Source organism: Rhodanobacter lycopersici (genome assembly GCF_040812335.1).
GTDB lineage: Bacteria > Pseudomonadota > Gammaproteobacteria > Xanthomonadales > Rhodanobacteraceae > Rhodanobacter_A > Rhodanobacter_A lycopersici.
In genome coordinates, this window is sequence record NZ_JBFOHK010000001.1 from 644411 (window position 1) to 655998 (window position 11588).

Below are 11588 nucleotides of genomic sequence, written 5' to 3' on the forward strand. Positions count from 1 at the left end.
TGCGGCTCGCACGTTGCTTTCGGACGCCCCTGCCATGAGCCAGACCCCCACTTCCCTGCGCGAGCTGGAACACCACGACGCCTTCATCGCGCGCCACATCGGCCCCAACGATGCCGAAATCGCGCACATGCTGCACACCGTCGGCCATGACTCGCTGGAGTCGATGACCGACGCGATCGTGCCCGCGAAGATCAAGTCCACCGCGCCGCTGGCGCTGCCCGCCGCGATGACCGAAGTGGAGGCGCTGGCCAAGATCCGCGCCGTCGCCGGCAAGAACCGGGTGTTCCGCAGCTTCATCGGCCAGGGCTATTACGGCACCCTCACGCCCAACGTCATCCTGCGCAACATCCTGGAGAACCCGGCCTGGTACACCGCCTACACGCCATACCAGGCGGAGATCTCGCAGGGCCGCATGGAAGCGCTGATCAACTTCCAGACCATGTGCGCCGACCTCACCGGTATGGAGATCGCGAATGCCTCGCTGCTGGACGAAGCCACCGCGGCGGCCGAGGCGATGACGCTGGCCAAGCGTTCGGCCAAGGCCAAGGGCAACGTGATCGTGGTGTCCGGCGACGCGCATCCGCAGACCATCGAGGTGATGCGCACGCGCGCCGAGCCGCTGGGCCTGACGGTCAAGCTGGCCAACTCCGCCGAGGAATGGGACGCCGCGATCGCCGCGGACGACTACTTCGCGGCGCTGATCCAGTACCCGGCCAGCAGCGGCTGGCTGATGGACTGGAGCGGCGACGTCGCGAAGATCCACGCCAAGGGCGCGCTGGCCATCTTCGCCACCGACCTGCTGGCGCTGACCCTGCTGAAGACGCCGGGCGAGATGGGCGCGGACATCGTGATCGGCAACTCGCAGCGTTTCGGCGTGCCGTTCGGCTTCGGCGGCCCGCACGCCGCCTTCATGGCCTGCCGCGATGCCTACAAGCGCTCGATGCCGGGCCGGCTGATCGGCGTGTCCATCGACGCCGAAGGCAACAAGGCCTACCGCCTGACCCTGCAGACGCGCGAGCAGCACATCCGCCGCGAGAAGGCCACCAGCAACATCTGCACCGCGCAGGTGCTGCTGGCCGTGATGGCCTCGATGTACGCCGTCTACCACGGCCCGGAAGGCCTCACCCGCATCGCCACGCGCGTGGCGCGCCTCGCCGCCATCCTCAAGGCCGGCCTGCAGCAGCTCGGCTTCACCCAATTCCACCACGACAGCGCGTTCGACACGCTGAGCCTGAAAACCGGCGAGCGTACCGACGCCATCGCGGCGCGCGCGGTGGCTATGGGCGCCAACCTGCGCAAGGCGTGGGGCGAGTACCTGTGCATCTCGCTGGACGAGACCACCACGCGCGCCGACATCGAACTGCTGTGGCGCATCTTCGGCGGCGACGACGCCAAGCTGCCCGGCATCGACGCGCTGGACACCTCCGCGCCATCGCTGATCCCGCAGCCGCTGCAGCGCACGTCAAAGTTCCTCACGCACCCGGTGTTCAACACGCACCACAGCGAGCACGAACTGCTGCGCTACCTGCGCGCGCTGGCCGACAAGGACCTGGCGATGGACCGCACGATGATCCCGCTGGGCTCGTGCACCATGAAGCTCAACGCCACCGCCGAGATGATCCCGGTGACCTGGCCGGAGTTCGGCAACATCCATCCGTTCGCGCCGGCGGCGCAGACGCAGGGCTACGAGGAACTGATCGCCGGGCTGGAGGCGCAGCTGGTGGAAATCACCGGCTACGACGCGGTGAGCCTGCAGCCGAACTCCGGTGCGCAGGGCGAATACGCCGGCCTGCTGGCGATCCGCGCCTACCACCAGTCGCGCGGCGAAGGCCATCGCGACATCTGCCTGATCCCCGAGTCCGCCCACGGCACCAACCCCGCTTCCGCGAACCTGTGCGGCATGAAGGTGGTGGTCACCAAGTGCGACGCCAACGGCAACGTGGACCTGGAAGACATCCGCGTGCAGGCCGAGAAACATTCGGCCAACCTCGCCGCGATCATGCTCACCTACCCGTCCACCCACGGCGTGTTCGAGGAGGACGTGGTGGCGATCTGCGACATCGTCCACCAGCACGGCGGACAGGTGTACACCGACGGCGCCAACATGAACGCGCTGGTCGGCGTGGCCAAGCCCGGCAAGTGGGGCTCGGACGTCAGCCACCTCAACCTGCACAAGACCTTCTGCATCCCGCACGGCGGCGGCGGTCCCGGCGTGGGCCCGTGCGCGGTGCGTTCGCACCTCGCGCCGTTCCTGCCCGGCGCGCTCGGCAACGACGGCGCACGCACGCAGGGCACCGGCAACGGTGCGATGGTCAGCGCCGCCACCTTCGGCAGCGCATCGATCCTGCCGATCTCGTGGATGTACATCACGCTGATGGGCACGGCGGGCCTGCGCAAGGCCACCCAGGTGGCGCTGCTCAACGCGAACTACATCGCCAAGCGCCTCGCGCCGCACTACCCCACGCTGTACACCGGCCGCAACGGACTGGTGGCGCATGAGTGCATCCTCGACCTGCGCCCGATCAAGGACGCCACCGGCATCAGCGCCGAGGACGTGGCGAAGCGCCTGATCGACTTCGGCTTCCACGCGCCCACGCTGTCCTTCCCGGTGGCCGGCACGCTGATGGTGGAGCCCACCGAGAGCGAATCGCAGTACGAGCTGGACCGCTTCATCGACGCGATGATCCAGATCCGCGACGAGATCCGCGCGGTGGAAGACGGCCGCCTCGACCGCGACGACAACCCGCTGCGCAACGCCCCGCACACCGCGTTCGCGGTGAGCGCCAGCGAGTGGACGCACGCCTACCCGCGCGAACTGGCCGCCTTCCCGCTGCCCTCGCTGAGGTTGCAGAAGTACTGGTCGCCGGTAGCCCGCGTGGACAACGTCTACGGCGACAAGAACATCATGTGCGCCTGCATCCCGGTGGATGCGTACAAGGAAGACGCCGAGGCTTAAGCGCTCTGCTCCCCTCGCCCGCTTGCGGGAGAGGGGCCGAGGGGAGAGGGCAGCCTTTCGCACCATTGCCCCCTCTCCCCAGCCCCTCTCCCGCAAGCGGGCGAGGGGCTCAATGCCAAAGGCCGCCATGTGAACTGATCCATCACTTCGCATACGAACGATACGATGACAATCGACGAGGGAACTTGAATGTCAATGGTGTCGATCGAGATCGTCAAAGGCTTCGTCGCGGATTTCGACAATGGCGGCAAGGACGGTGGCAACGTCACCGGGCTAATAGTGACTACCTTCATGGTCGGCGACCCGCCTGTAAGCTTTTGGTCGCCCTTCTCGCTTGATTCGCCCATTGCCACTGGAGACTACGTCGCGGTGGCCGGCCAGCGCTCGCTGGTGCCGGGGATCGGCCGCGTGGCTTTGGCATATCGTCGTCTTGGCACTTCAGGAAGCTCGCATTTGTTCAATGCGGCTTTCCCGATCATGTGCATTCTGTTCGGAACACTGGGCATCTTCGGTGGCTTGTTTCTCAGACCACTCAATGCCGATACCGAATCAATGACTGTAGGGCTTGTCGCTCTTGGCTTATTCGGCATTTGGCGACTCGGGTGCATGTGCACGGCACGTCGCATGTTGAACAGCATAGACCCCGTCCTGTCCACATACTGACGCGAACAGTGATTAAATTCTCAGCCTGACAAAGCTCCTTTGAGCGGCGCTGAAATTCGCCACTCCAAGAACAGGACTGCGTTCTTATCACGCAGCTCCGGCACAGACCGTCATTCCCGCAAAGGTGGGAATGACGGCTCAAGCATGGGGAGCACGCGATGATGCAAACCTGGAAACCGTCGCAGCTGTTCGCTGCGTCCGCCTCACCATCCGCTCTGCTTCAACCAGGCATCGATCTGCGGCACCTGCCTGTTCCGTACCTCGGCGCGGTGGCGAATCATGTTTATCACCATATCGGCACTGCTGCGCGCATCGGGCGCAATATGCGCCGCGGCGAACGCCTGGATGCGGCCGATGATCTTCGGATCGTTCGATCCCCAGGCCAGATCCGGATAAAACTCCGCGCGGTCGTTGGGTCCGACCATCGCATCGACCTGCGCGCGATGCGCTACCGCAAAATCGAAGGCCAGCTCCGGATGCATAAAGCTGACGCCAGTGAATATCGCGCTGCCGTTGGTGCCGATCTCCGGGGTCAATGCCAGGTTCAGCGCGCGCGTCGCCAGTCCCTCGTCTTCGGCCAGGGCGAGCATCCCGTAGAGCTTCTGCCGCACCAGCGGCGCCTTCTCGCTTCTGGCCATGGCCAGCAGCCGATTCCACGTATCCGCATCGGCCTGGCGCGCAACCACGTAAAGCACGTTCTGGCGCAAATCCCCCGATGATGCGTCCGGCAGGGCAAGAAAGCGCTGCCGTGCTTCGGTGACGATCCGCCCATCGTCCAAGGTACCGAGCGCCGCGATCAGCTGCGTACGCAGCACCTTGTACGACGCCAGCTCGCCCGGCCTGGGCAGCCAGCCCACCCGCGCAAATACCGCCTCCAGCCGTGCGGAGGCAAACCGTCGATAGCGCGCACGCGCGGCCGGATCGTCGCGAAAATACGCATCGAATCCGGACAGGTGCCGGGTGACATCCCACCAGAACATGGGGTTGCTGGCGGGCGACGCCGCCTTCACCAGCTCGAACGGCTCGGATACCGGTTGCATGCCGGCCATCGACAAAGCCCAGGCGTTGTCGAACTCGCCCATCTGATCCATGCGCGAAAGTTTCTGGAAATTCGCGTTGATCGCTGCGAGCAGTGACAGCGAGTACAGGGAATGGTAGTAGCCGGTCTGTCCCGCGTTCACCAGCAATGCGCCGCAGCCCGGCAGCTTCAGCGTCGCACTGCCCACCACCAGTTGCCGGACCTGCGGCTGCCCGATCACCTGGGCGATCACCGGCACTCGCCAATGCCCCGGCACTTTGCCCGGCTGATCCACCGCGAACTCGCCCTGGCTCACCTGTACCGTGGTCTGGCCGTCCCGGCATTTCGCATCGGCCACACGCAGCAGCGGCACGCCCGGCTGGGTAGTGAAATCATGCGCGATGGCGGCGACCGGCTCGGTCGTCACGCCCGCCATGGCCTGCCACAGGTCTTCGGATACGGCATTGCCGTAGGCATGCTGCGCGATGTACCGGTGCAGGCCGCGGCGCCAGGCATCTTCGCCGATGTAGTGCTCCAGCATCCCGATCAGCGCCTCGCCCTTGGCATAGGTGATCGAATCGAAGGCCTGCTGGCCTTGCTCGGGCGAAGCGACCGGCTCGATGATCGGATGCGTGGTCTTCTGCGCATCGATATCCATGACGCCTTCGCTGAACCATACGTTGTAGACGTCCTGCTCCCACTCCGGATGCAGCTTGCTGGTGGCGCGCAAGGCCATCCAGTTGGCGAAGCCTTCGTTCAGCCACAAATTGTCCCACCAGCGCATGGTGACCAGGTCGCCGAACCACAAGTGCGCCATCTCGTGCGCCAGCGTGTTGAATACCGTGCTCTTGTTCATTTCGCTGGAAATGGCCGGATCGAGCAGCATGTAGTCTTCGAACGAGAAGATCGCGCCCCAGTTTTCCATCGCCGCGGTACTGCTACTGCTGCCTGGCGCAAGCACGATGTCCAGCTTCGGCAAGGGATAGCGCAAGCCGAAATAGGCGTTGTATTCGGGCAGGATGGCGCGCGCGGATGCAAGCGCGAACTGGCCCTGCGCCGCTGTGCCGCGCGGGGCCACCAGACCGATATCCGTGCCGTCCACCCGGGTGCTGATGCGCTCGAAATCGCCCAGGCCGAAGAACAGCAGATACGTGGACATCGGCGGCGTGGCGGCAAAGCGCACCCGCTGCAGATCGCTGCCGACATCGTCCTGCGCGGCAACCGGCATATTGCTGACCGCCATTTCGCCCTTCGGCACGATCGCGGTCAATGCAATCGTGGCCTTGTATGCCGGCTCATCCCAGCACGGAAAGAAACGCCGCGCATCGGCATTCTCGAACTGGGTGTACAACGCGCGCTGCGGGCCCTGCTTGCCCTGGTAATTCACCGCGAACAAGCCGAACGCCTGCGCGTTGATGACGCCGGCATAGTCGATGCTCAGCTGGTAATGGCCGGCCGGCAAGCTGGAGGGAAAGGCAAACGTAGCCGTCTGCGCCTTTTTGTCCTGCGTGATGCGCGGTGGATCGAGGTGCGCGTGATCCGGGCCGCCACTCAGCACCGCCCGAGTCAGGTCCAGATCCAGCGCATTGAGCGTGATGTTTGCGGTGGGGCGCAATACATCGAGCGCGATCACAACCTTGCCGTCGAAACGCATGGCCTGCGCGTGCGGCGTAATGACGAGATCGTAATGGGTGGGACGTACATCCGCGGGCAGCTGCGTCGTCACAGCCACCGGTGGGGTATTCGCTGCAAAGGCATGGCTTGCGCTCAGCAGCATCACCGCCATCAGCGTCATCGTTCCAAACAGCACCCGCATCGGCCTTCCCCCGTCATGGACTCTTGTGTCCGCGCGGCGTTCCATGCCAAGGATGCCCCGCCTCCCCATCATGCCGGCCGGAAAGTAGCACAAGGCAGGTGCTCCCCGGCGGCGCGGCGACCCTGCCGATCTCGTGGATGTACATCACCCTGATGGGCATCGCGGGCCTGCGCAAGCCCCCAGTGGCGTTGCCCAGATCCAGATCCGCGACGAGATCCGTGCGGCGGAAGACGGCCGCCTCGACCGCGACGACAACCCGCTGCGCAACGCCCCGCACACCGCGTTTGCGGTGAGCGCCTGCGAGTGGGCGATGCCACCCGCGCGAACTGGCCGCCTTCCCACTGCCCTCGCTGAAGCTGCAGAAATACCGGTCGCCGGTGGCATGCGTGGACAACGTCTACGGCGACAAGAACATCATGTGCGCCTGCATCCCCGTGGATGCGCACCAGGAAGACGCCGGGGCTTAAGCGCTCTACTCCCCTCTCCCGCAAGCGGGAGAGGGGCTTTCGATTTTCCAAGCCCCGCCATGTACGGTTTTTTGTCGGCAAGGCTTGAGTCACCGGCGGATCCCCACATGTATCTCCATTGAGCCGGACGGACGCATGACGGGATCACATGCCCTGCCGCATGTCAGAATGCAGATCCTGTTGCGTCTGACACCCATCCATTCCCCCGGGATCGTGAGGTCATCGCCTTGAACGCTTCCACGCTTGCCGAGCCCAGCCGCCGCACCGCCGCCACTGCGCCGCTGCCGCGCACACCGAACCTGCACGAAGCCGACCCCGCGCGCATGCGCCAGGTGCTGCGCGAATACTTCACCAGCACCTTCGACCGCTACGAATCGCTGTTCGAGACGCTCGCCGTCGACGCGGCCTGGTACGAGCCGCCGATCACGCTGCGCCATCCGCTGATCTTCTACTACGGCCACACCGCCACGTTCTTCGTCAACAAGCTGCTGCTGGCGCGGATGATCGAACAGCGCATCGACCCACACCTCGAATCCGTGTTCGCGGTGGGCGTGGACGAGATGAGCTGGGACGACCTCGACGACACCCACTACGACTGGCCCGGCGTGCCCGAGGTGAAGGCCTACCGCGACAAGGTGCGCGCGCTGGTGCTGCGCCTGATCGACGAGGCGCCGCTGACCCTGCCGATCGGCTGGGACCATCCGTGGTGGACCATCGTGATGGGCATCGAGCACGAGCGCATCCACCTGGAAACCTCGTCGGTGCTGATCCGCCAGCACAAGCTCGCCTACGTGAAGCCGCATCCCGCGTGGCGGCCCTGCACGGAAAGCGGCACGGCGCCGGAGAACACGCTGGTGAAGGTGCCGGCAGGCAGCGTCGCGCTGGGCCGCTCCATCGACAGCGCGATCTACGGCTGGGACAACGAATACGGCCGGCACGAAGCCGAGGTGGCCGCCTTCGAGGCCAGCCGTTTCCTCGTCAGCAACGGCGAATTCCTCGCCTTCGTGGAAGACGGCGGCTACGCCCAGGCCGGCTGGTGGGACGAGGAAGGCAACGGCTGGCGCGAATTCGCCAAGGCCGGCCATCCCACGTTCTGGCGCAGCTCGGCGGACGGCTGGAAGCTGCGCCTGATGACCGAGGAAGTGGCCATGCCATGGGACTGGCCGGTGGAAACGAACTACCACGAGGCCAGGGCATTCTGCCGCTGGAAATCCGCGCACAGCAGCCAGCCGGTGCGCCTGCCCACCGAGGACGAATGGTATCGCCTGTACGCCGAAAGCCGCCGCGGCGCGCCGCACGGCGAAACGCCGGGCGCGAACCTCAACCTCGCGCACTGGGCCTCGTCCTGCGCGGTGAATCGCTTCGCACAAGGCGAGTTCTTCGACGTGGCCGGCAATGCCTGGCAATGGACGGAAACGCCGATCTATCCGTTCGAAGGGTTCCAGGTGCATGCGATCTACGACGACTTCACCACACCCACCTTCGACGGCCGCCACAACCTGATGAAGGGCGGCTCGTGGATCGCCACCGGCAACGAGGCCGAGGCCGCTTCGCGCTACGCCTTCCGCCGCCATTTCTTCCAGCACGCAGGCTTCCGTTACGTGGTGTCCAAAAACATGAAACCCGCCCCCGCCTCGCACTACGAAACCGACAAGCTGCTCAGCGAATACGCCGAGTTCCATTACGGCGACAGCTACTTCGGCGTGCCGAATTTCTCGAAGGCGCTGGTCGATCTGGCGCTGGGCGCGCTCGATGCTTCGCCGAAGCGCAAGGCGCTTGATCTCGGCTGCGCCTCGGGTCGCGCCAGCTTCGAACTGGCGCGCCACTTCGCCCACGTCATCGGCGTGGATTTCTCCGTACGCTTCATCGGCCAGGGCGTGGCCCTGGCGCGCGGCGACAGCCTGCGCTACCTGCTGCAGGACGAAGGCGAGCTGGTCGAATACAAGTCGCGCAACCTCGCCGAGTTGGGCCTGGCGGACACCGCGGCCAAGGTGGAGTTCTTCCAGGGCGACGCCTGCAACCTCAAGCCGCAATTCAGCGGCTACGACTTCGTGCTCGCCGCCAACCTGATCGACCGCCTGTACAACCCGGCGCAATTCCTCGAAGCCATCCACGAACGCCTGAACCCGGGCGGCATCCTGATGATCGCCTCGCCCTACACCTGGCTGGCCGAACACACGCCGCGCGCGGACTGGGTGGGCGGCTTCAAGAAGGACGGCGAAAGCTTCACCACGCTGGATGGCCTCGATGCCATCCTCGGCCAGCACTTCGAGCGGCTGGGCGAACCACGCGAAGTGCCATTCGTGATACGCGAGACGCGGCGCAAGTACCAGCACACCTTGTCCGAGGTGACGCTGTGGCGGCGGCGCGCGTGAGCCGCTTGGATCGCTTCATCGACACCCTTGTGCAAGCGCACGACCGTCCGACACTTCTTCCCTCTCCCTCCGGGAGAGGGGCCGGGGGAAAGGGTCCGGTCGAAGCGCATTGCAAGCGTCTTGCGCAAGTCACCAACCTATCGCTCCGCCCGGACCCTCTCCCGCCCTTCGGGCATCCTCTCCCGAAGGGAGAGGGGCTCACTAGCCAAAGCTCGCGCACACTCGAATCCCACTTCGTGGTTGTCCGAAGCGATTCGCGGGGCCGCCCATGACCTTCGACTTCGACCAGCCCATCGATCGCCGCGGCAGCCACGCGCTGAAGTTCGACGGCCGCCGGCAGAAATTCGGCAGCGACGAGGTCAGCCCGCTGTGGGTGGCCGACATGGATTTCGCCGCGCCGCCGCGCGTGGTCGAGGCATTGCAGGAACGCGCGCTACACCCGATCTACGGCTACACGCAATACCCCGAAAGCCTGCAGCAGGCACTCCTCGGCTGGTGCATGCGCCGCCATCGCTGGCACGTCGAGCGCGACTGGCTGGTGCCGGTTTCCGGCGTGCTGGCCGCCTTGTCCGCCGCCGTGCAGGCATGTACCGCCGCGGGCGATGCGGTGATCGTGCAGCCACCGGTCTACCCCGGCTTCTTCCGTGCCGTGGAGGATGCCGGCCGACGATTGCTGCACAACCCGCTACGCGAAACCGGCGGCCGCTACACGATGGACCTCGCGCAACTCGAACAGCAGGCCCGCGATGGCGCGCGCGCCCTGCTGCTGTGCAACCCGCACAACCCTGTCGGCCGCGCCTGGTCGCCGGACGAGCTCGGCGAAGTGCTACACATCACGCGCCGCCACGACCTCACCGTGATTGCCGACGAGGTGCACGGCGACCTCGCATTGCCCGGCGCCACCTATTGCCCGCTGGGCAGCCTGGCGCAGGCGGATGACCGCGTCATTGCCCTGCTCTCGCCCGGCAAGACATTCAATCTCTCGGGGCTGGCGCTGTCCATGCTGGTGGCCGGGCGCGATGACCTGCGCACCGCATTGCGCAAGACGGTTGCCGCCATGCATCTGGGCGACGCCAACCCCTTCGCCATCGCCGCGGCGGAAGCCGCATGGCGCGAAGGCGATGCGTGGCTGGACGCGCTCAAGCTCTATCTGGGCGGCACACGAGACTTCGTCGCCGACCGCCTGCGCACGCGCATCCCCTCGGTCCACCTGGTGCCGCCCGAAGCCGGCTACCTGCTGTGGCTGGACTGCCGCGCGCTGGACATGGATGACCACGCGCTGCGCGACTTCTTCATCCATCGCTGCCAGCTCGGCCTGAATCCCGGCATCGATTTCGGCCCCGGTGGCAACGGCTTCATGCGCATGAACATCGGTACGCAGCGACGGAATATCGAGGCGGCACTGGGTGCCCTTAAGGCGGCGTTGGACTAACTGCTTGCCTAAGCCAATGATTGTTCTCGACAACGTCTATGGCGACAAGAACATCATGTGCACCTACATACCAGTGGATGCGTACAAGGAAGACGCCGAGGCGTAAGTGCCTCACCTCCTCTCCCACTTGGAGGAGAGGGGTTGAAGATCAAGGCCTCTCCATGCACACGGCTTTTCTGACCAAGAGTGGATCTAAACCATCGAAGCGCTGAGACTAGTTCGGCTTATATTTGAGAGTGGCCGAATTACGTTGGTCAAACTTTGGCATTTGCGAATAAGGAATATCGAACTCAGGTATCTTGGAAGAGATATCCCCGATCGTCACTACTCTCTTCACTTCGGACAGCTTTACTCTTAAAAAGAATGCAAGATTATTATCTTGCATGCACTCCCCTGCATATGAAAATCGCAGATTTTTGACAAGCAACTTCCTATCACGATACACAGTAAGCTCCAAATCAGGATCTCCCGGCCCGCACTGCCCCATCACCATGTCATTCAAGCTCCAAGGCGAGACGATGATTAGGTAAACATTACCTTTCAGTGTGCACGAAACCTTCCAATCTCCAATTTTTTTGCGATAAGTCCCGTGCACAGCATCATCAGGCACTCCTTCGGGTGGTGAAATGTACTTGACCAGCGAGCCAAGCCACTTTGACCGATACCCGCTGGGTGCTGGATACGTTTCTTGGTCGCCATCTACGGAAATCTCCTGCACATCCACCACATTGGTGGCGGCATCACATCCCACGAGAGCAAAATTCGACCAATCGTCCGCGTGGGCAGGCCGACCAACCAGTGCGAATCCCACAATTATTGCAATAGGCACGAAACGTAGCCATTGAATACGATTCACAGCCC

The 11588-nt window shown here is 64.4% G+C and carries 6 protein-coding genes and 1 pseudogene; 5 read left to right on the top strand and 2 right to left on the bottom strand.

Annotation, left to right across the window (positions count from 1 at the left end; translation table 11 throughout):
* The first annotated feature begins 34 nt into the window (after nucleotides 1-34).
* Both gcvP and ABQJ54_RS03030 read left to right on the top strand, forming a co-directional pair.
* Nucleotides 35-2956: an aminomethyl-transferring glycine dehydrogenase gene (gcvP, locus tag ABQJ54_RS03025; RefSeq protein ID WP_367852784.1), complete on the top strand. Its 2922-nt coding sequence runs from the start codon at nucleotides 35-37 to the stop codon at nucleotides 2954-2956.
* Between the two features lie 189 nt (nucleotides 2957-3145).
* Entirely contained in the window at nucleotides 3146-3619 is a 474-nt protein-coding gene (locus ABQJ54_RS03030; protein WP_367852785.1) for a hypothetical protein, read from the top strand.
* 203 nt (nucleotides 3620-3822) lie between these two features.
* On the opposite strand, the gene ABQJ54_RS03035 is transcribed toward ABQJ54_RS03030, so the two are convergent.
* Complete coding sequence (locus ABQJ54_RS03035) at nucleotides 3823-6453, bottom strand: M1 family metallopeptidase (RefSeq protein ID WP_367852786.1); 2631 nt, start codon at nucleotides 6451-6453, stop codon at nucleotides 3823-3825.
* A gap of 190 nt (nucleotides 6454-6643) precedes the next feature.
* On the opposite strand from ABQJ54_RS03035, the pseudogene ABQJ54_RS03040 reads away from it, so the two are divergent.
* From ABQJ54_RS03040 to ABQJ54_RS03050, 3 genes and pseudogenes are all read left to right on the top strand, one after another.
* A pseudogene (locus ABQJ54_RS03040) lies at nucleotides 6644-6920 on the top strand (hypothetical protein); the annotation flags it as partial.
* A gap of 227 nt (nucleotides 6921-7147) precedes the next feature.
* Entirely contained in the window at nucleotides 7148-9295 is a 2148-nt protein-coding gene (gene ovoA, locus ABQJ54_RS03045; RefSeq protein ID WP_367852787.1) for a 5-histidylcysteine sulfoxide synthase, read from the top strand.
* A gap of 268 nt (nucleotides 9296-9563) precedes the next feature.
* The gene (locus ABQJ54_RS03050) at nucleotides 9564-10727 is read left to right on the top strand and encodes a MalY/PatB family protein (protein ID WP_367852788.1); all 1164 of its coding nucleotides are present in this window, start codon (nucleotides 9564-9566) and stop codon (nucleotides 10725-10727) included.
* A 214-nt stretch (nucleotides 10728-10941) separates the two neighbouring features.
* Here the strand turns inward: ABQJ54_RS03050 and ABQJ54_RS03055 are convergent, their stop codons facing one another.
* Entirely contained in the window at nucleotides 10942-11583 is a 642-nt protein-coding gene (locus ABQJ54_RS03055; protein WP_367852789.1) for a hypothetical protein, read from the bottom strand.
* Nucleotides 11584-11588 lie beyond the last annotated feature (5 nt).

What these genes read in the sequence shown, in the direction of transcription:
- gcvP (WP_367852784.1), top strand. Translation starts at nt 35, where the DNA reads ATGAGCCAGACCCCCACTTCCCTGCGCGAGCTGGAACACCACGACGCC.
- ABQJ54_RS03030 (WP_367852785.1), top strand. Translation starts at nt 3,146, where the DNA reads ATGTCAATGGTGTCGATCGAGATCGTCAAAGGCTTCGTCGCGGATTTC.
- ABQJ54_RS03035 (WP_367852786.1), bottom strand. Translation starts at nt 6,453, where the DNA reads ATGCGGGTGCTGTTTGGAACGATGACGCTGATGGCGGTGATGCTGCTG.
- ABQJ54_RS03050 (WP_367852788.1), top strand. Translation starts at nt 9,564, where the DNA reads ATGACCTTCGACTTCGACCAGCCCATCGATCGCCGCGGCAGCCACGCG.